The sequence below is a fragment of the Kangiella sp. genome, assembly GCF_014762745.1.
GTDB lineage: Bacteria > Pseudomonadota > Gammaproteobacteria > Enterobacterales > Kangiellaceae > Kangiella.
Map to the genome: position 1 here is coordinate 1 of NZ_JABURJ010000022.1, position 19908 is coordinate 19908.

General features: G+C 44.2%; 18 protein-coding genes and 1 tRNA gene. 13 read left to right on the plus strand and 6 right to left on the minus strand.

The annotated features are described in order from the left end of the window. Window positions 1–247 precede the first annotated feature (247 nt). Together HUJ19_RS01235 and HUJ19_RS01240 are read right to left on the minus strand one after the other, a co-directional pair. Entirely contained in the window at window positions 248–1012 is a 765-nt protein-coding gene (locus tag HUJ19_RS01235) for a DUF2884 family protein (protein ID WP_290621760.1), read from the minus strand. Window positions 1013–1227: 215 nt separating this feature from the next. Then, window positions 1228–1512 (minus strand): DUF4404 family protein, encoded by a 285-nt coding sequence (locus HUJ19_RS01240; protein ID WP_290621761.1) that lies wholly within the window; start codon window positions 1510–1512, stop codon window positions 1228–1230. A gap of 121 nt (window positions 1513–1633) precedes the next feature. On the opposite strand from HUJ19_RS01240, the gene HUJ19_RS01245 reads away from it, so the two are divergent. Together HUJ19_RS01245 and HUJ19_RS01250 are read left to right on the plus strand one after the other, a co-directional pair. After that, the gene (locus HUJ19_RS01245) at window positions 1634–3361 is read left to right on the plus strand and encodes a hypothetical protein (protein WP_290621762.1); all 1728 of its coding nucleotides are present in this window, start codon (window positions 1634–1636) and stop codon (window positions 3359–3361) included. 215 nt (window positions 3362–3576) lie between these two features. Beyond that, entirely contained in the window at window positions 3577–4851 is a 1275-nt protein-coding gene (locus HUJ19_RS01250; protein WP_290621763.1) for an FAD-dependent oxidoreductase, read from the plus strand. 537 nt (window positions 4852–5388) lie between these two features. Here HUJ19_RS01250 and megL read toward each other — a convergent pair. Beyond that, complete coding sequence (gene megL / locus HUJ19_RS01255) at window positions 5389–6591, minus strand: methionine gamma-lyase (protein WP_290621764.1); 1203 nt, start codon at window positions 6589–6591, stop codon at window positions 5389–5391. Window positions 6592–6621: 30 nt separating this feature from the next. Further along, window positions 6622–7110, minus strand: a complete 489-nt coding sequence (locus HUJ19_RS01260; protein WP_290621765.1) for an Lrp/AsnC family transcriptional regulator — start codon at window positions 7108–7110, stop codon at window positions 6622–6624. Window positions 7111–7321: 211 nt separating this feature from the next. Between HUJ19_RS01260 and HUJ19_RS01265 the strand changes: the two genes are divergently transcribed. Next, window positions 7322–7966 (plus strand): alpha/beta fold hydrolase, encoded by a 645-nt coding sequence (locus HUJ19_RS01265; protein WP_290621766.1) that lies wholly within the window; start codon window positions 7322–7324, stop codon window positions 7964–7966. Between the two features lie 403 nt (window positions 7967–8369). Here HUJ19_RS01265 and HUJ19_RS01270 read toward each other — a convergent pair whose 3' ends face one another. Next, window positions 8370–10412 carry a S9 family peptidase gene (locus HUJ19_RS01270; protein ID WP_290621767.1) on the minus strand — a complete coding sequence of 681 codons (2043 nt, stop codon included), beginning with the start codon at window positions 10410–10412 and terminating at the stop codon, window positions 8370–8372. A 283-nt stretch (window positions 10413–10695) separates the two neighbouring features. Beyond that, window positions 10696–10977 carry a chorismate mutase gene (locus tag HUJ19_RS01275; RefSeq protein ID WP_290621768.1) on the minus strand — a complete coding sequence of 94 codons (282 nt, stop codon included), beginning with the start codon at window positions 10975–10977 and terminating at the stop codon, window positions 10696–10698. Between the two features lie 115 nt (window positions 10978–11092). On the opposite strand from HUJ19_RS01275, the gene cmoA reads away from it, so the two are divergent. The 10 genes from cmoA to HUJ19_RS01325 all read left to right on the plus strand — a co-directional run bounded on the left by cmoA (window position 11093) and on the right by HUJ19_RS01325 (window position 19869). Beyond that, window positions 11093–11821, plus strand: a complete 729-nt coding sequence (cmoA, locus tag HUJ19_RS01280; RefSeq protein ID WP_290621769.1) for a carboxy-S-adenosyl-L-methionine synthase CmoA — start codon at window positions 11093–11095, stop codon at window positions 11819–11821. 19 nt (window positions 11822–11840) lie between these two features. After that, window positions 11841–12848, plus strand: a complete 1008-nt coding sequence (cmoB, locus tag HUJ19_RS01285; protein ID WP_290621770.1) for a tRNA 5-methoxyuridine(34)/uridine 5-oxyacetic acid(34) synthase CmoB — start codon at window positions 11841–11843, stop codon at window positions 12846–12848. Beyond that, window positions 12848–13516, plus strand: coding sequence for a pseudouridine synthase (locus HUJ19_RS01290; protein WP_290621771.1), 669 nt, complete (start codon window positions 12848–12850; stop codon window positions 13514–13516). The genes cmoB and HUJ19_RS01290 overlap by 1 nt, the downstream gene beginning before the upstream one ends. Before the next feature lie 87 nt (window positions 13517–13603). Then, window positions 13604–13680, plus strand: a tRNA-Arg gene (locus HUJ19_RS01295). A 175-nt stretch (window positions 13681–13855) separates the two neighbouring features. Next, entirely contained in the window at window positions 13856–16708 is a 2853-nt protein-coding gene (locus HUJ19_RS01300) for a toxin VasX (protein ID WP_290621772.1), read from the plus strand. Between the two features lie 27 nt (window positions 16709–16735). After that, window positions 16736–17227: a hypothetical protein gene (locus tag HUJ19_RS01305; RefSeq protein ID WP_290621773.1), complete on the plus strand. Its 492-nt coding sequence runs from the start codon at window positions 16736–16738 to the stop codon at window positions 17225–17227. 56 nt (window positions 17228–17283) lie between these two features. Further along, window positions 17284–18464 (plus strand): IS3 family transposase gene (locus HUJ19_RS01310; RefSeq protein ID WP_290621774.1). Its coding sequence is split into 2 segments (ribosomal slippage): window positions 17284–17539 and window positions 17539–18464, totalling 1182 coding nucleotides; the frame shifts between segments, so codons are not numbered across the junction. A 39-nt stretch (window positions 18465–18503) separates the two neighbouring features. After that, window positions 18504–18920: a hypothetical protein gene (locus tag HUJ19_RS01315; RefSeq protein ID WP_290621775.1), complete on the plus strand. Its 417-nt coding sequence runs from the start codon at window positions 18504–18506 to the stop codon at window positions 18918–18920. After that, window positions 18907–19350 carry a hypothetical protein gene (locus HUJ19_RS01320; protein WP_290621776.1) on the plus strand — a complete coding sequence of 148 codons (444 nt, stop codon included), beginning with the start codon at window positions 18907–18909 and terminating at the stop codon, window positions 19348–19350. The genes HUJ19_RS01315 and HUJ19_RS01320 overlap by 14 nt, the downstream gene beginning before the upstream one ends. Before the next feature lie 27 nt (window positions 19351–19377). Next, window positions 19378–19869, plus strand: coding sequence for a hypothetical protein (locus HUJ19_RS01325; protein ID WP_290621773.1), 492 nt, complete (start codon window positions 19378–19380; stop codon window positions 19867–19869). The last annotated feature ends 39 nt before the right edge of the window (window positions 19870–19908 follow it).

The following is a 19908-nucleotide window of genomic DNA, read 5'->3' on the forward strand; positions in this document are numbered from 1 at the left end:
TGGTACAAATTTGCTATGGTGTATTAAAACATCAAAGCGAATACCGACCTCAAGTAGCTTGAGGTCGGCTGGGAGAGATGGTATCTATGAATCCAAAAGAGAGCTGGGATTCATTGTATTCATCCCAGCCTACAAGGTTAGCCAGTGCATAAAGACACCCCTAAAAAATTGTGCATGACAAGCCCCAAACAGCATAAAGGCTATTCGGGGCTGGGGGCTTATGAAAAAGGGATTATGAAGAATCGAATTACTGAATCAGCTGATACTCCTCGTAATCAGCAAAGGCATTTACAAAGGAATCTTCCTTAGCTTCAATCTGTCTAACCAGATCACACAAAGCATCGGCCTTTTCTTCAATCAGTTTCGCTTTAGCCTCATACTTGGTTTCCATTTCCTGGCCAAACTTCTCCATACGCTCTTCGAACGCCTTTACCTTTTCTTCGTTACCACTCATAGCGGCAGCGATCATGGAAGGTATATTAACTTCGACAAACTCAGTGACGCTTTCTTCCATCAATGCTTCAAATTCCTTTTCTAACTCTGCGCCATCCAGGTATTCACCAATCGCTTCTGGACGTAGATGAGACTCGCTAATGTGCTGCTTTAATTCAGCGGCAATGGTGTCCACACGAGCGACGATCTCTTCGGCTTTCGCCGGGTTGTGCTCCAATAGCACGCTGGTCACATCGCGTACTGCGTCCAATGCTAATAATGATGCATCTTCAGCGATGTCGCTGGCTGCTGGCAATAGTTCACGAACTTGCTCAGCATACTCATGCAACAGCTGAACCTGCTTTGCCGTTAAGCTCTGAGCTTTGCCATCCAATGACAATAAATTGCTGTCTTTAATAACTACAGATTCTTGATTGTTCTTAGTAAAAACAATCTCGTTACCGTTTAAGTTAACGTCATAAGCCATGTCTACATCACATGTCTGGCTATTTGCATTTGCTACACCCGCACCTGTTGCCATTAGAACAGCAATGGCTAACGTTTTTATTTTATAGTTCATAGAATTTCCTCCGTTTATTAATAGCCATTATTTCTGACTACACATTTAAGATGCGCCTTATCTGACAAAAGGTTTAGTCTTTGTTTGTTTAGAACCTGCACATTGCGTAACAAAGTATTGCAATAAGGGCTTATAGAAATGATTTGAAAAATTGTTGAGGAGGAAAGGGATGATAAGGCTAAATACATTAGCCTTATCGGGTTCAGGTAATGAACCTAGACACCCATATTGCTTAAACTGTTAGAAATTCGGCGAACAAGGCCCGCTAAAGACGGGTGTTCTTGCTCAAATTCGACCAGGCGGTCCTGAAAACGCTCAAGTAGGAACTCATCCGGTGATTCACGACTGTCCTGCAAAAATAGCTTGGATTCAATCACAAACTCTAGTCGGGTCAACGCAGCTTCTTCTTTATCAGATAGCTCATTATCGGTATCCAGGGCTTGAATCAGCTTTTCGGCCAATATTAGGATATCACTCTGGTTTTGGGTTGAATCAGGCATAATCGCTCCTTTTGAAACATTCTTTTACTGATTGTAAGTCAAAGATACACAAAAGCCATTGGTCTTAATAGTTGTATCCCTTATAATTTGCCACGGTACTACAACAAAGAGAAGGAAACACATGAAAAAATTATTAATTGTTATCGTAATTGCTATTGCAGTTGCAGCGGGAATCTACTTCTACAAAGGGGGCAGTGCTACTGTAGCGGCTAAGGATAATTCTGTTCTTGCCTACGTTCCAGCCGACACCGTTTTGTTCACGGGTAGTGTTACACCTATCAGTTTCGAAGAAGCTATGGCCATGAGCCATAAGCTTGGTCTTGATCCGTCAACTTATATGGACCTTCAGGACGACTCTTTTGAACTGGGTCCAGACTCTGTTGATGCTGCACGTATCGGCTTAGGCTTGTATGCAAAATACATGCAGTCTTTCGCAGATGAGTCTACAGTCAAGACTTTCGGTATTACCGAAGCGCCTAACGCTGCTTTCTATACAGCAGGGGCTGTACCAGTTATGCGTATCGAGCTAGATGGTACTGATACTTTTGCCAAGTTAATCGAGCAAATCGAAACTGAGCAAAACGTTACCGCTGAAGTTAAAAACATGGATGGTGTTGAGTTCCGCGAGTATGCGTTCTCGAACGACCCATCCGTTCCATATTCACTTGTCATCAGCTCACACGATAACCAGGCGGTTATGACTGTGAACACTCCTCTGACTGATGATAAAGACATTAAAGTTGCCTTAAGCAAACCAGCAAAAAGCATCGTTGAAACTGGTCGTTTGACTAACATGATGTCTGAGCACGGTTACCTTGGCCATTCTTTGTTCTTTATTGATAACTTGGCAATCATGCAAGGTCTGACTAACCCACAAGCAAACAGCTTTGGCGTTATGGTTAACGACCTGTTAATTGCTAACGGCGTAGAGGGTGCTTTGGCTGACATGCAAACTCCAGCCTGTGCTTCTGAGTTCACAGCATTAACTGCTAACTGGCCTACTATGTCTGGCGGTTACACCGAGTTCAGCGCAAGCGAAGCAAACTTCAAGTTCATGCTTGAGGGTGGTAATGCTGATTTGCTTGACAGCTTGCAAGGCTTGCGTGGTCACTTGTCAGAAAACTTGAACAATGATGACTATGTCATGAGCTTTGGCCTGGGTTTCGATATGGACCAGATGGTTCCAGTAATTACTGATGTATGGCAGCGTTTGACGGAAACTCCTTATGAGTGCCCACCTTTAGCTGAAATGCAAGCTGGCTTGAAGCAACAAAACCCAATGATGCTAGGCATGATGACAGGCATGGTTGCAGGCATCAAAGGTATCGGTTTCGGTATCGTTGAGATGGATATGGCTGGTTTAGAGCAGGCTTCAACCAACCCAATGGCTGTAGCAGATAGCATGCAGATGATCGTTACAGTCAGCGCGCAAAAGCCACAAGACTTGTTAATGACATTAAGCTCATTCGCACCTCAGTTCGCACAAATGGACATTAAAGATGGCGGTGATGCAGTATCCTTACAAGACCAAATGGGTATGCCAGCAAGCGTCGCTCTTCGCGGTCATGACTTAGTTATGTTGATCGGTGCTGATGCTCTATCTCAGTTACCAAGCATTAAGTCAAACAAAGACATCACCAGCAATGGCCTATTCAGCATGAGCATGAACTTTGGTAAGTACATGGAGCTTATGTCTTCAATGATGAATGAGATGGGCGAAACTTCCGAAGTGGCTCAGGACCAAAAAGCCATGTTCGACAAGCTTAAAGAAGTCGACGGTACTATCAAAGGCACACTTGATATTACTGACGAAGGTGTTGTTTCAGAGACCAGCTTCAAAGCAAAATAATCTAGTTTCAACCTATTAGATTCAAAAAGCCCGGCTCGTCCGGGCTTTTTTTGTGGCTGGGTAAAACCCAGTCGACAAAGTAAAACTTTTCCAGGCTGCGAACTGCTTATTATTTGATCTATGTCATTAGTTTGCGAATTAAATAAGACTACTCTAATATAAATTAAAGTCTCAACTATTACTTTGATAGTGAGGCCAAAATAAAGGAGTAAACCATGAAGCAAATTCTAGTGTTAGGAGCAGGCATTGGCGGCATCCCAATGGCTTACGAATTAAGGGATGAACTCAAAGATGTTGCCGAGATAACCGTAGTCAGCGATCTTCCCTATTTTGAATTTACCCCCTCCAATCCCTGGGTAGCGGTAGATTGGCGTAAGAAAGAACAAATCAGGGTCGAACTCGCCGAAATATTTGCCAAAAGAAATATCAGGTTTATTCATAGTGCAGCCAAAAAAGTTAAACCAGACTCAAACCAGGTAGAGCTTGAGAATGGGGACACCCTTGATTACGACTATCTGGTCATAGCTACAGGCCCGGCCTTGGCTTTCGACGCTGTCAAAGGCTTAGGTCCTGAGCATTTCACCCACTCTATCTGTAAAACTGACCATGCGGACAGTACACGCGAGCACTGGGAAAAGTTTGTCGAAAACCCGGGGCCCATAGTCGTTGGAGCAGTCCAGGGGGCCTCGTGTTTTGGTCCTGCTTACGAATACGCGCTAATCCTAGACACCGACCTTCGCAAACGCAAAATACGCGATCAGGTACCAATCACTTTCGTCACCTCAGAACCCTATATTGGTCACTTGGGACTGGACGGTGTTGGAGACACCAAAAGTCTTTTAGAATCCAAGCTACGCGATGCCAATATCAACTGGATCACCAATGCCTCAGTTGATGAAGTTACTGAAGATGAAATACATGTCACTGAACATTTTCGAGATGGACAGACCATCAAGCATGATCCAATAAAATTTAAACACTCAATGTTGCTGCCCTCGTTCCGTGGTATTGATGCAGTCTTTGGAATCGAGGGTTTAACCAACCCCAAAGGCTTTATTCTTACCGACGAATATCAAAGGAATCCGACTTTCAAAAACGTATTTGCGGTTGGTGTGTGCGTTGCGATTCCACCAATTGGCAAGACTCCCGTTCCGGTGGGTGTACCAAAAACCGGCTACATGATTGAGTCCATGGTTACGGCTACCGTACACAATATTAAGGCATTAATAGAAGGCAAAGAGCCAGATACTAAGCCAAGTTTAAACGCATTGTGTCTGGCAGACTTTGGTGACGGTGGCGTAGCCTTCGTTGCCAAACCACAAATACCACCACGCAACCTCAACTGGTCAGGCAGTGGTAAATGGGTACATTACGCCAAGGTATTATTTGAGAAATACTTTTTACACAAAGTCCGTCGCGGTACTTCGGAGCCGTTCTGGGAAAAATTTATCATGGATATGATTGGCGTTAAGAAGTTGAAGAAAAAGTAGAGTCCTTGTCATACCGCGGTATCCAGTGGCTTTTTTAGTTACTTTTATAGTCCTTTTTCGCCACTCGGCGAGACCCTTTTCTTTATACCAAGGGCACTTCCTACGGTCGCTTCCTAAAGAAAAGGACGACAAAATCGTCAGGAACGATTTTGATTAGCGAAGCTAACCCGAAGGGTGAGGTACAGGGAGGTACTTCATAAAAGAAAGTACACCCCGTGATTGAGGTTTCGCAATGCGAAACTTTCTTCGTATCCGCCAAGAGACTTAACGCAGGGTCTGCCCCCTTGGGTACCGTAAAATACGTGCCCTCCATGGCCCGAATTTTACTATTCAAATCATCTCCCTGAAGGGATTCCTTTCAGTAACGGATTTGAATTGCTATCACTTGGCTACTACTCAGCTCAATCAAAAGGGGGACTGGAGCAAACCTTCAAAGAAGGTGGAATATTTAAAATAGAGTGGTGTTCTCCTGCCAAGAAGAACTAACAAAGCTACAATCCATCTCTTAATTTATTATTGCTTGATTCAGTCGAATAACTAAGCCGCTTTAATTTGCTTTGCTTTTAAGGCCTGCTCAAGATCGCCAATAATGTCATCCACATGCTCAAGTCCCACAGAAATACGGATTAGCGTTTCGCTGATACCGGCAGCTGCTCGCTCTTCTGGAGTGTATGGCGAATGCGTCATTGAGGCCGGATGTTGAATCAGGGTTTCTGCATCACCCAAGCTTACTGCAATGCGACACATTTTCAGGCTATTCATAAAGCGAACAGCATCATCAAAACCACCCTTCACTTCAAAGGCAATCACACCACCAGCACGCTTCATCTGCTTACCAATCAGGTGGTGCGCCGGATGGCTTTTAAGACCAGGATAATAAACCTGCTCAATCTGATCACTAGCTTCTAAAAACTCAGCTACCTTTTCAGCGTTGTCACAATGGCGCTCTACACGCACCGAAAGGGTTTTCAGGCCACGTAAAATTAGCCAGGCATCATTTGGACTCATGACCGCACCCATATCTTTCAGTGTAGTCATCTTGATATTTTCAATTTGCTCGGCACTGCCGCAGGTAATACCGGCTACCACATCACCATGACCGTTAAGGTACTTCGTGGCGCTATGAATAATCAAATCCATACCAAAGTCACTGGGCTGCTGTAGCACTGGCGACATAAAGGTATTATCAAGAATGGTCAGCAAAGCGTGCCTTTTTGCGATATCAGAAATCGCCTGCATATCGGCACAAACCAGGTTCGGGTTGATCGGCGTTTCAAAATAAATCAGCTTGGTGTTTTCTTTAATGGCGGCTTCAACTTCGATAGGTTTTGTAATGTCTACAAAGGTTGCTTCAATACCTAAGTCTTTCAACTTATGGTTAATTAAAGCAAAAGTGCAACCATACAAAGCAGCAGACGCTACCAGATGATCACCAGCCTTTAAGTTCGCTAACAAGGTCGCCGAAACCGCACCCATACCAGAACCAAATGCAGCCGCATCTTCTGTATTTTCCAATGCGGCCATTTTCTGCTCAAGCTCGCGCACGGTTGGATTGCCCAGGCGACTATAAATATAACCTTGCTCTTCGCCCGCAAAGCGGTTAGCGCCCTGCTCGACGTTGTCAAAAACAAAGGTTGATGTTTGGTGGATAGGAGTGGCCAGTGAGCCAAAACTTGGATCACCGATACGGCCTGAATGGATTGCTTTGGTTTCAATATTGGAAAACTTACCTGAACTCATACGACTCTCGCTCTTGATTCTCGCCAAAATTTAATCATCAAGAATATTGATAGCCGTCGTGGCTTTCACCTCCTTCAATACCAGCGTGGTATGAACTTTGGCGACACCTTCCAGTGGAATCATCTTCTTTGAAATAAAATGCTCAAGGGACTGGGTATTTTTTACCGCCACCTTAAGCACATAATCATATTCACCGGTCACGTTATGGCACTCTAAAACCTCTGGCCAGGACGTCACCTTGTCTAAAATATTCTGGATTTGCTCATAGCGATGCAATTGCAAACTAAACTCAACAAAACATAAATTGTCATAACCGACTTTTTGCCTGTCGACCAAAGCAACGTATCGGGCGATCACGCCCTTCTGCTCCAATCGCTTAACCCGCGCATGAACTGCCGGCGGAGACAAGTGGACTTGCTTGGCAAGTTCGGCATTAGTCAGTCGACCATCGTTTTGTAAGATTTGCAGGATCTTCTGATCAACAGAATCCAGTTCAACTTCTTGTGAATATGCTACCATTTCAAAGCCTTGTAACTGAACGATATTCGGCATAATAACAGAAATAACGAATATTAATAACTTTAATACTTATTTTGCACTATCTAATTAATTTGGCATGAGTATAACTAAAGGAAATATGAAGAATATTCGGCTGAGATCTTCTGGTCAGACAAGAAACCCGCTACACTGAGCTTATTAACTCGAGAAAAAAACCATAAAACAGATAATAATGAAGCAGTTAGTTATCCTCATTCACGGTATGGGCCGCACCCGTTTATCAATGCGCTCACTGGAAAAGTACTTCCAAAGTCAGGGCTATCACGTGATTAACGAAAGTTACGACTCACGTAGCAAACCCATAGAAACCATAGCCATTGAACATATCGAGCAGATACTGCAATCGGTTGATATGAATAACATTGAAGCAATTCATTTCGTCACCCATTCGCTGGGTGGCATCATGCTCCGCTACTATCTAACTCACCGTGAAATAGACAAATTGGGCCGAATCGTCATGATCGCTCCACCAAACCAGGGCAGCGAAGTAGCCGAACTCTACCGTAATAAACTGTGGTACAAACTGGCCACCGGAAAACCCGGGCAGCAACTCTATATCAACAACAACCCACTGCTTGAGCAGCTAAAACCAGTTCCAACAGATGTCGGAATCATGATCGGCACGCGCTCCTCCGATCCCTGGTTTAATCATGCCTTTGCCGGGCCACACGACGGCAAAGTCTCCGTCGAAAGCGCCCGCCTTCCAGAAATGAAAGACTTCATCACCGTCAACCACGGCCATACCTTCATCATGAACAACAAAACAATACAGCAACAGATTGAACACTTTTTACAGCATGGTGTTTTTGAGCATTAGCTTCCAAATAGATATAACCAAGACAAGATTAAATTAGTTTCAATGGTATTTAATTTTTAGTACTTTGCAGCAATTAGCACCAAATACCCCATTAAAAGTTAGCCTCAATGTTCAAAATCATAGTGTAAATTGGGCAGGACAGCCCAATTTAGCAAATTCGAAACATGGAGGTTTCGTTTTGCGGCACGTTAAGTGATTTTTAATATTGAGGGTAGCGCGAAGCGCCTAACTTTTAGGGCGAGTTTTTTGGTTCGTTTTTTGCTCGTCCAAAAAATGAACATTAAAAATAACCAACTACAAATCAAACTAAATTGGTTCGGATTAATTCCAACCCATCCCCTACAAAGATAAATAATTAAAAAAGCCCGCATACTGCGGGCTTCTTCTTAATCCAATTCCGATATTAGCTCTCACTATCAGAACCGTTTTCCAGTTTCTCTTCGTGCTTTAGGTCATACGGAGGAGGATTACCACCCTTACCTTTAAGGTAGTGATCCATCCAGCGCATTAGACGCATAGAGTAATCAAGTTGCGCTGCAGCTTTACGGTTACCATGACCTTCACCAGGATAAAGAACCAAGCGAACTGGCGCATTACCTAAAGTCTTCAAGTAACGGTACATTTCCATTGATTGCGATGGGTGAACACGAGTATCGGCTTCACCATGCATGATCAACAAAGGCGTTTTACCTTTTGGCGCATGATAAATCGGGCTGGTTTCCAGCATCCACTGATAGTCATCCCAAGGCCATGCACGGGCATGTACGGCCTGCATTTCGTTTGGAATGTCTGTGGTGCCGAATTTAGAAAGCTGGTTTGAAATACCAACAAACATTACGCCTGCGGCATAGTGTTCCGATAGCGCTGTCGCAGACCATGCAGTCGCGTAACCGCCATAAGAACCACCAGTAATACCGACTTTATCCGTATCAACCATACCATCTTTCACTAGCGCCAATTTACCATCAAGAATATCGGTAAACTCAGGGTCAGCATAAGCATGTTGGTCTAAGCGAGCGAACTCATCGCCACGACCTGTGCTACCGCGGTAGTTAGGGAAGAAAGAGAAATAGCCTTGCGCTGAAGCATATTGCGCCGGGTCGCCATAATTGGTTTTCCAGCCATTAGATTCATGCGCTTCAGGACCACCATGAATGAAGGCAATCATTGGGTAACGCTTGCCTTTTTTGTAGTTCAGTGGGTAAACCAAAACACCCTGAATTTTTAGGCCATCACGTGCTTCGTACTCATAGGCAACCTGTTTGCCAAGCGCTTTGTCGGCTAACCAAGGATTGCTATTAGTCAGACGCTCAAAGCCTTCTGCATTAAAAGCATAAACTTCGCGTGGGTGAGTGGCAGTATCGGTCATGGCATAGATATCACCATTGTTAGACACACTCAAGCGGCTATGAATACCATTGCCATAATCAACCACTGGACGATCAGCAATTTTGCGCTTGATAGCAGCTCTTACGATGCGGCTTTCAACACCTTGGTGCTCGATATAAATCACATCATCGCCATTCCAGGCTATATCCATCACATGGCTGCTCAAATTAGCGACGCGCTTATAAACAGTTTCATCGTCAACAGTTGCTATATATAAAGCACCGTCTGTTGGATCGTTGTAGTCATTTGCGCCAAGGAAAGCAATCTGCTTGCCATCAGTTGACCAAACCGCTTTACCCTGCTTGCCTTCAGTTTTGAAGCTGGCCACGATGTCACCATCTAAATCAACCACCTTAAGTGATTTCTTCATGTAGATGTCATCAATCAAGGACGTTGGTGAAGTTTGAATCATTAACTGATCATTCACCGGGGAAAAAGCAACCGATAAAACATTATCTTCAATGTCTAACTTTTCAGGCTTTTGAGAGTCGTCAGAAGTGGCTAAGTCATGAATCCAGGCATGAGTTAACTTAAGTCCCTCTTCATAGACTTTTGCTTTAAAACCTTTCTTATCAAGTTTCTCTAAATGCTTTGGGTCTTTCTCTTTAGCAAGAAAAACCAGCTTTGAGCCATTATGATTGATAGTATAACCACCAATATCAGTTTCAAAACTTAGAACCTGTTGTGACTCACCACCATCTACAGGAATCATGTAAAGTGAATTGTGTTTGTCATCGCCACGCTTGGCCGTGTAATAAATCGCCGAGCTATCGTGCGCCCACTGAACGCCACCAATATTCACTTCGCCAGTAATGAAAGGACGCGCTTCGCCACCCTTTTTCATAACGAACAGTTGGTTCCAGGCGGTACCATCTTCATCCACATAAGGTGTGCGCGGTTTAGACTGTGTAAATGCGATGTACTCACCGTTTGGTGAAACATCCAAAGAAGTAACAGACTGTAACTTTGAAATATCTTGCAAAGTCATGCCGTCGTTTTTTGCCATCAAGCCAGTAGAGACAAGAAGCAAACTCAAAGAAATCAATAACTTTTTCATTGGTCCCCTTACGAACGTATCAATTAAGCCAAAAAATAAATGAAGCAAAAATAACAAAGTCGACAGCATATAAAAAATTCAACCCTAGTACCAGCCCAGAAATTTATTGGCTTTGTAAAGATATTCAATGCAGAAATGCTTTGTTACATTTAGAAAATTGCCAGAACCGGCGGCTTTGTTAAAGTGGGGGCTGTGGAATTAGTATTAACTACCCCTTAGTGCTAAATCCCGCATCTCAAAATACCTCCTTCTCATTTTGAGACGCAACTTTTGCCCGCCTACTTTAGGCGGGCTTTTTTTTGTCCTGCTGTATTCGCAGGCTCGCTCTGAATATCGGTTTAAAAATCGCTTCGATTTCAGGCTGACTGAAGGTTGGCTGAAACTCCTGATATAAACTCTCCAGTATCCTCTGTTCTCTTGCTGGATCATAATCCTGCATGCCCTGCTCTTTCTTGGCTTCACTAAGCCTAAGAACCAGTTGGGTACGCTTTTCAACCAGCTGCAACAGCTCGCTGTCTAACTTATCAATCTCTGAGCGGATGCTCTGTATTACTTCTGAGTTCACTGTGGGTCCAGCCTATTCATTAAAAACCATGGGTAAAGTATGGGTAAGTGGCGCCTATTATAGTAGAATTGCGGCCAAAGTAGTTAAAAGCCTTTTTCGGCTTGCCTAAACCACTATGACTGAACGCAAAGACACCATATTCGCCGAGCCGCAGGATATCAAGAAATTCGAGTTTGACCAAAAAGTGGTCGAGGTCTTTCCAGATATGATTAAGCGCTCAGTGCCAGGCTATACCACCATTATTCAAGGCATCGCCGAAATCGCACAGCGCTTTGTTCAGCCGAATAGTACTATTTACGACTTGGGCTGCTCGCTTGGTGCTGCTTCTTTGGCTATCCGCCAGACGGTTGATCGTTCAGATTGCAGGATTATTGCAGTGGATAATTCACCGGCCATGATTGAGCGTTGTCAGATGATTCAATCCAGTTATAACTTTGCCATGCCGATTGAGGTCATGGAAGCCGATATCAATGAGCTTGAAATGTCATCGGCGAGCATGATTATTCTGAATTTCACCTTACAGTTTCTTCCTCGCGGACATAGGCAGGAGTTGGTTAGCCGTATCTATGATGCCCTACTTCCTGGTGGATGCCTGGTTTTATCAGAGAAAATCACTTTGCAACATGAAGCACTCAATGAACATATCATCGACCTGCATCATGACTTCAAGAAACAGAACGGTTACAGCGATATGGAAATTGCCCAGAAGCGTGCAGCCCTTGAAAATGTATTATTGCCCGATACACGAGAAAAACATTACCAGCGTTTTGCCAATGCCGGTTTTAGCCAGTACGACAGCTGGTTCCAGCACTATAATTTCGCATCCTTTATCGCCGTTAAATAATTTTCTAATCTAAGCCATCATGATTAACTTCAGTAACACCTACAAAGCCATTGCCGATACTCGACTCCATCCGTGGCTCGACCAATTCAAACATGCCGTCAATCAACGCATGGCTGATTATACCCACGGCAATTTAAGTGACTGGATTAAGTTGCTTAAGCAATTGCCAGACATCACGCCTGATCATATTGAGCTGGCCAGCAAAGTAGAGATTGGCAGTGCTTCTCAGTTATCAGAAGATGAGCAGCAAGAGCTGAAACAGCTACTGATGAAGTTTCATCCCTGGCGTAAAGGCCCTTTTCACTTATTTGGCCAACACATTGATACAGAGTGGCGTTCGGACTGGAAGTGGGATCGATTAAAGGATCAAATTAGCCCATTAGAAGATCGTATTGTCTTGGATGTGGGTTGTGGCAACGGCTATCACTGCTGGCGAATGGCAGCGCAAAACCCCAAGCTGGTGCTCGGCATTGACCCATCGCAATTATTCTTAATGCAGTTTGCAGTGACGCAAACCTATTTATCCGACTACCCTGTTCACTACTTGCCAGTCGGGCTTGAATACCTGCCGGAAAATCTATCAGACCAGGGCTTTGATACTATCTTCTCGATGGGCGTTCTCTATCACCGACGTTCGCCAATCGACCATATTCTGCACATGAAAAACCTGCTGCGCCCCGGTGGCGAACTGGTGCTTGAAACCCTGGTCATTGACGGTGAACCTGATCAGTGTCTGATCCCCAAAAACCGTTATGCGCAGATGAACAACGTCTGGTTTATTCCAACCACCGGCATGCTGAAAAATTGGCTGTCAAAACTGGATTTTCAAGATATTAAAATTGCTAATGTTGCTAAGACAGGGCTTGATGAACAACGCGCAACCGACTGGATGACCTTCCAATCGCTTGAAGATTATCTCGATCCACAGAACAAAGATCTAACTATCGAGGGCTATCCAGCTCCCAAGCGTGCGGTCATGATTGCAACAAAACCGGGCAAGCGCGGCAGCGCAAAGGCAGGCAAGTAATGGCTGATTATCATATTGTCCCCTTTTGCCCAGAGCCAGTACGCATTCTACATCCCGACAAGCATTTTCTATTTGTAAATAAGCCAGCGGGGCTGCTTAGCATTCCTGGCCGCCATGAAGAAAATAAAGACTGCGTAGTCACACGCTTGCAAAATCATCCCAAGTCGAAAACTGCCTCGATAGTCCATCGCCTGGATATGGCCACTTCCGGCGTTATGATATTGGCGCAAACCAAATGCGCTCATCGCGAAATCAGTAAGCAATTTGAGCTACGTCAGACCGATAAATACTACATCGCAGTGGTGGACGGCATCGTCGAAAAAGACAGTGGCGTTATCGACTTACCAATGATTGCCGATTGGCCAAACAGACCTAAACAGAAGATAGACTTTGAACAAGGCAAAAAGGCAATAACAGAATGGGAAGTTATGGATCGCAATTACGATAAGCAGACTACTCGCCTGAAGCTTAAACCGATAACAGGCCGCAGCCATCAGCTACGCCTGCACTGCTTTGAACTCGGCCACCCCATTCTTGGCTGCCACCTGTACCACAAAAACGGCTCAGAAACTAAAGCTAAGCGCTTATTGTTGCACGCTGCAAGCCTGACCATCACACACCCTAAAACCGGCAAAACCATCACCGTCGAATCACCCTGTCCGTTTTAGCTTGATAAACACCAGAATAATTGTGAAAATACGCCCGCTTTAGCACCTGTAGCCGATTAGTATGCTATAAGCTAAAACATAAGGTATGCACCTGTAGCTCATTTGGATAGAGCGCAGCCCTCCGGAGGCTGAGGTAGCAGGTTCGACTCCTGCCAGGTGCGCCATTTCTAACGACTTCCTTATTCGGTTACCTTCAATAAACATTGAATTAACCTCCGCTTAAAGAGCGTGAAATTCATCACATAATCCTGACAAGAAATTTCCTTCAAAAAATGGTTTAATAGCGCCCTTTCTTATTTCAGATAAATATAACATTCTTGTTTTGCAGGGAGCATTTTTATGGATAATGACAGCTTTTCTTATACTCGGGCAGTAGATGATCCGGTTTATCATTGCCAGGAACCTAATATCAGGGATCTTTACCCTGTCCGGTTTGGCTTTTCGCCAAAGCACCTACATAAATTCAGCTTTGAGGACTCGCCCAACATAGGGCGTCGGCGTACGATGGATTCTTTTGACTTTGAACTGCGAAAATTGCGCCAGGGTTATGTCTTCATTTATACAGAAAGCGAAATTCGCCCTCGAAAATATCGTACCGATCCTACAACGGGTAACTGGATGTTGTTTTGGTACGAAACCAACATTGCTGATGAGAACTCGAACTTTTTGCAGACATCTGCTCACGATTTCTTGGGGTCATTTCAAGAGCAGACTTTCACTCGCCTGCTCTGGCCAGATAATGATCCAGCAGAGCCTTGGGAGCTTGCCAAACAGTCAAGCTTCAAAACCATCAAAATACCTCAGCACATCACTAAAATAGAGGTTGCCTACTCCGAGGAGCCTTGGCCAGCTGATTTCTTCAAGCAATGTGAAGAAGATCCTGCATTTCGAGCCCAACTGATGATGCCGGTAAATTTATCTCCAGATCTGACCGATATTAGCTGTCCGATCAGTGTGATTGATGAGTTTGTTGAGGAGTTTAAACCAGAAGCACCTCGTAAATTAGAGGAATACCAGGTATCGCATACCGGCTTCAACCCACAATTAAAATCAGTTTTTGGCTTAAAAGATTCGCAACAACTGGATGGCCGTGTGATTGCGCTTCCCGATCCAGTTGGTGAACTGTTGGAAATTGAACGCCAGGTTATCAACACCAATTCCACTCGAATGAAGCACAATGCTGACTACCTCTACCCACTTGCAACCGCTGAGTGTATCCAGGCAGTTAACTCATCCATTAACTCGACTAGAAACAAGTTACAGAACAAGGTTCTCTTTTATGATCTGCCAACACAGCATGACGAGTTGAGACGCCAGTTGTTATCAGAGAACGATGCCTTATCAACCAACCTGCGAAGACTGGTCAGTAATCATCAAGCCATTGTGCTGCTGGATGCACCTTTTGAAGCCCTGCCCCTGTTGAAGCAGATGTTAAACGGTATCACTCAAGTAGACTCCAACTCAGCATTACGGCGACTAGAACTAGCCTCTCGTCTGTTTGTTCGTCTCTTTATGAATATAGGCGATGCCTCCGAAGGCTCAAATGCTTTACTTTCATTGCTCGACCCGGATGAAGGCTCAGAAATTAGCAAGCTGTTCCAAAAGCTGATGATAAGTTGGGCAAGTGTTTCAAAATCTCTGCTTGATGCTAATCTTGAAAAGTTGCATGTGCTTGATGTCGTATTTGAGGTAACGGCAAAGGAGTTGGGTGTTCTGGGCACAGCAAAAATCGAGTCGCTGGGTGTGAAGCAAGCAATAAGCAAGCTACACAATATTATCCCTCTTGGCCGACAACCTATGTCCGTCAGTGATTTAAGCGAGCTCATCAAAAGCGGCAAACTACCACCGGTGAGCTCGGGCGGTAAAGCAATCACTGACTTTGAAAAGTTTGCTCGTTCGAAAGTGTATGCCGGCACTGTCGAAGTCACGCCAAAACTCCCCGAAAAAGATACCATTGAAGTCCAGCACTTTCTGGTCGACGGGCAAGTCAGACCCGGAGCGCACTTTAAACAAGTTTCTCAATCCCAAAGAGCCCAGCGAGGATTTGGAGTTGGCTTAAGCCTGCTCATTAACTCATGGACCTTTTTTGATCTTGCCAGCTTGCAGGAAGAACCGGGCTACGCCGAAACCTGGTTTGGACGAGTTTCACAAAGTACCCGCCTCAATATTGGTCTTGCCCTGGTTGCCATTATTAGTGACATCGAGAAGCTGACCCAGTTTAGTTTGAACTACGTGGATGATCTGGCCGCTGATACCATGCGCTCCGGCGGAGCCAACAACCTCTTCAAAAACATCGAAGGCAAACTGTTCAACCGAAGCTCCATTAAAGCCATCTCCACAGGCCAGACAGGCATAGCCCAGCGCGTAACTTCAACTGTTAAGACAGCAGGTAAAGTTGCTGGTTGGGGCGCGGTTGTTGTAAGTGCTTTTAATGCTTTTGAAGCTAATGCTAATAAACAATACATAAAACAAAACCTTTTGGTTACCCAAGCTCTGGCTGGCGGTGTAATGCTTCTCAATTTTTCAAACCCGGTCACATTCGCATCAGGTGCGATACTTGCAATAGCTATGGCCGCAGAATATATATTCTCTCGCGATAAGTTCACAGCCTGGGCTGAGCGTGGCTTCTGGGGCACTTCTGATGAGTACTGGGGTGTAGACAGACTAGATAATATAGATGATCAGTACATAAAAGCAAAACAAATAACTCAGGAAAATAGTCCACTTCGGCATTATTTTGAAGAGGAAATGCACCACTTTGAACGACTGGTCTATCAGGTCAATGCTAAATTGACTGGCTATCAAAGCAGCAAAATCGAACTCTATTTGCCAAGATTATCTCAGGGTAACTTTACGCTAAGAACTAAAATATTGGTTAAATACCAAGCTCATGAGATTGGAGAGCTTAAGTTTTTCACAAAAGAAATCGATAAGACTGTTCTTTATCTCAATGGATACCCAATCACAACCCAGCTGGCCGATGAAAAAGCCATTATCGATATCAACCAACAATTACTGGACAAGGCACCAGAACAGCCTGGCTATATTCAATACATCTCCCTGCACTATGAATATACCGACCCTACCGGGCACTTTACCAGCGACGAATCACGAGTCTATAACGATGACCGCCCGCATACCAAAGAACCGCTGGCTCAGCGCTGGTGGTACAAAATGCCAAAACTTACTTAAAAGTAAGATACAGGAAATTTGTGAATTATGAACAACACCATTGATTACAGTAAACACTCACAAGTTATTGAGTACCCTTACACGATTTCAAGATCTATTGTCGGAGTTAATAGCGCTCGTAGTTTCGAACTAAAAGGCCTATTCCAGGGTGTGCTTGGTATTTACTGTCAGCTTCTAATTATTTTTTCACTCTGTGTAACTCTTTTAGTGATGCTCAAGCAAAAAGATACATACTTTACAGACAAAGCATTTGTTATTGAATATATCTTTACAGATGAAAGCGACATAACGTCTGAATATGAAAGATATAAGAATGCAAACTCGTCTATCGAAAAAGACTCCGTATTTTATAGTCCCCTTGAAAGCTACGAAGAGTTCCGCGAAGGCTGGCTTGAGAAACACGGAGGCTTCTGGAACAAGCTTGGCATGTTCTTTAAATACAACATAGCTGAGATTTTCTTACTTATCCACATTCTGATATACCTATTTACCCCGACACCAGTTGTAGTGGCAAACTAAATTTGGCCACCTAATTAGAGGTGTTATTATGCACCAAGAGACCATTAGGTGACACTATGAAGAAAAGACCAAGCCGTAATTTTAGTCCTGAGTTTCGACTCGAATCAGCACAGTTAGTAGTCGACCAAAATTACACCGTTCGAGAAGCAGCCGCTGCCATGAATGTAGGGCTCTCGACGATGGATAAATGGGTTCGACAGTTACGACAAGAACGCAATGGAGAAAGCCCAAAGGCGACGCCTATGACGCCAGAGCAGCTTAAAATCCGTGAGCTTGAGAAGCGGATCCGTGATATTGAGATGGAGAAAGAGATCTTAAAAAAGGCTACCGCTCTCTTGATGTCGGACTCCCTGAACACTTCTCGATAATTGAGAAACTCAAGACGAGCTATCCGGTAAAGAAGCTGTGTGAGGTGTTTAACGTGCACCGCAGTAGTTTCAAGTACTGGAAACACGGTTCAAACAGGCCTATGTGTGCGAAGAAAGCCAAGGAAATGGCGAAGGTGAAGGAGTTGTTTCGTGAAAGCGAAGGCTCGGCTGGGGCACGCAGTATTGCGCAAATGGCGACTGACCATGGCGTACCCTTGAGTCGCTACCGTGCTGCTCGCCTGATGAATAAACTTGGGCTTGTTAGTTGTCAGATACCGAATCACAGCTATAAGAAAACAGGTGATGACCATGTTGAAATACCGAACCATTTAGAGCGACAGTTTAAGGTTGATGTACCAAACCGTGTGTGGTGCGGCGACGTAACCTATATCTGGACAGGGCGTCGCTGGGCTTATTTAGCTGTTATCATTGATTTGTTTGCTCGCAAACCCGTTGGCTGGGCGATGTCATCATCGCCCGACAGCGAACTGACCAGGAACGCGCTGAGCATGGCTTATGAAAGTCGAGGGCGTCCAAAAGGCGTCATGTTCCATAGCGATCAAGGAAGTCATTACACGAGCTGCAGATTCCGGCAGTTACTGTGGAAATATCGAATGAAACAGAGTTTAAGTAGACGCGGAAATTGCTGGGATAATGCACCCATGGAGCGTTTCTTTAGAAGTTTAAAGGTCGAATGGGTGCCGACTTATGGTTATCAATCCCTCGTTCACGCACAGAAACATATCGTAAAATATTTAATCGGGTATTACAGCCGACTTCGACCGCACCAGAACAATAATGGGATGAGCCCGAATAAGGCTGAGCAACAATACTGGATTAACTATAAACCCGTGGCCAGTTTTACTTGACCACTACAAGTTCCCTTCCGTGTAGACAGGGCAAACAACATGCTCTACACCTGGCGACGCGGGAAACTCTATGCTGCTAATTTGCATTTGCTATTTGCTCGAACACCCGCTCGCGCAAACCTGTACAGTATTTTGCAAACATTTGTGGATGGCCCTTACGAACTGGAACTTAAAACCGCTTTCGGTGATGAAAAAACCTTCAAAATCGGTTGCTACCCAGCGCAACGCAATATACAGAACGAATGTATCAAAGCGATGATTGATGCCTACGCCAAAGGTGACTTTGACTTTCCGGAAGACTTTAAGCCCACTCAACACTACCTGGAAAAATTCAGTCTATTCCAAAAAGACTTCCCCGATGACGTTACCTTGAATAAGGCCATCGAAGAGTGGAAAAAACGTCAGGGAAGAGTGGTCACGCAAGACTTAGGCAAACAAAGAAATGCATCACTTTGAACGGCTGGTCTATCAGGTTAATGCTAAATTATCTGGCTATCAAAGCGGCAAAATCGAACTCTATTTGCCAAGATTATCTCAGGGTAACTTTACGCTAAGAACTAAAATATTGGTTAAATACCAAGCTCATGAGATTGGAGAGCTTAAGTTTTTCACAAAAGAAATCGATAAGACTGTTCTTTATCTCAATGGATACCCAATCACAACCCAGCTGGCCGATGAAAAAGCCATTATCGATATCAACCAACAATTACTGGACAAGGCACCAGAACAGCCTGGCTATATTCAATACATCTCCCTGCACTATGAATATACCGACCCTACCGGGCACTTTACCAGCGACGAATCACGAGTCTATAACGATGACCGCCCGCATACCAAAGAACCGCTGGCTCAGCGCTGGTGGTACAAAATGCCAAAACTTACTTAAAAGTAAGATACAGGAAATTTGTGAATTATGAACAACACCATTGATTACAGTAAACACTCACAAGTTATTGAGTACCCTTACACGATTTCAAGATCTATTGTCGGAGTTAATAGCGCTCGTAGTTTCGAACTAAAAGGCCTATTCCAGGGTGTGCTTGGTATTTACTGTCAGCTTCTAATTATTTTTTCACTCTGTGTAACTCTTTTAGTGATGCTCAAGCAAAAAGATACATACTTTACAGACAAAGCATTTGTTATTGAATATATCTTTACAGATGAAAGCGACATAACGTCTGAATATGAAAGATATAAGAATGCAAACTCGTCTATCGAAAAAGACTCCGTATTTTATAGTCCCCTTGAAAGCTACGAAGAGTTCCGCGAAGGCTGGCTTGAGAAACACGGAGGCTTCTGGAACAAGCTTGGCATGTTCTTTAAATACAACATAGCTGAGATTTTCTTACTTATCCACATTCTGATATACCTATTTACCCCGACACCAGTTGTAGTGGCAAACTAAATTTGGCCACCTAATTAGAGGTGTTATTATGCACCAAGA

Bases quoted from the DNA above. Each gene is read 5' to 3' on its own strand.
- HUJ19_RS01235 (WP_290621760.1), bottom strand. From the start codon at position 1,012: ATGAACTATAAAATAAAAACGTTAGCCATTGCTGTTCTAATGGCAACA.
- HUJ19_RS01240 (WP_290621761.1), bottom strand. From the start codon at position 1,512: ATGCCTGATTCAACCCAAAACCAGAGTGATATCCTAATATTGGCCGAA.
- HUJ19_RS01245 (WP_290621762.1), top strand. From the start codon at position 1,634: ATGAAAAAATTATTAATTGTTATCGTAATTGCTATTGCAGTTGCAGCG.
- HUJ19_RS01250 (WP_290621763.1), top strand. From the start codon at position 3,577: ATGAAGCAAATTCTAGTGTTAGGAGCAGGCATTGGCGGCATCCCAATG.
- megL (WP_290621764.1), bottom strand. From the start codon at position 6,591: ATGAGTTCAGGTAAGTTTTCCAATATTGAAACCAAAGCAATCCATTCA.
- HUJ19_RS01260 (WP_290621765.1), bottom strand. From the start codon at position 7,110: ATGGTAGCATATTCACAAGAAGTTGAACTGGATTCTGTTGATCAGAAG.
- HUJ19_RS01265 (WP_290621766.1), top strand. From the start codon at position 7,322: ATGAAGCAGTTAGTTATCCTCATTCACGGTATGGGCCGCACCCGTTTA.
- HUJ19_RS01270 (WP_290621767.1), bottom strand. From the start codon at position 10,412: ATGAAAAAGTTATTGATTTCTTTGAGTTTGCTTCTTGTCTCTACTGGC.
- cmoA (WP_290621769.1), top strand. From the start codon at position 11,093: ATGACTGAACGCAAAGACACCATATTCGCCGAGCCGCAGGATATCAAG.
- cmoB (WP_290621770.1), top strand. From the start codon at position 11,841: ATGATTAACTTCAGTAACACCTACAAAGCCATTGCCGATACTCGACTC.
- HUJ19_RS01290 (WP_290621771.1), top strand. From the start codon at position 12,848: ATGGCTGATTATCATATTGTCCCCTTTTGCCCAGAGCCAGTACGCATT.
- HUJ19_RS01300 (WP_290621772.1), top strand. From the start codon at position 13,856: ATGGATAATGACAGCTTTTCTTATACTCGGGCAGTAGATGATCCGGTT.
- HUJ19_RS01305 (WP_290621773.1), top strand. From the start codon at position 16,736: ATGAACAACACCATTGATTACAGTAAACACTCACAAGTTATTGAGTAC.
- HUJ19_RS01315 (WP_290621775.1), top strand. From the start codon at position 18,504: ATGCTCTACACCTGGCGACGCGGGAAACTCTATGCTGCTAATTTGCAT.
- HUJ19_RS01320 (WP_290621776.1), top strand. From the start codon at position 18,907: ATGCATCACTTTGAACGGCTGGTCTATCAGGTTAATGCTAAATTATCT.
- HUJ19_RS01325 (WP_290621773.1), top strand. From the start codon at position 19,378: ATGAACAACACCATTGATTACAGTAAACACTCACAAGTTATTGAGTAC.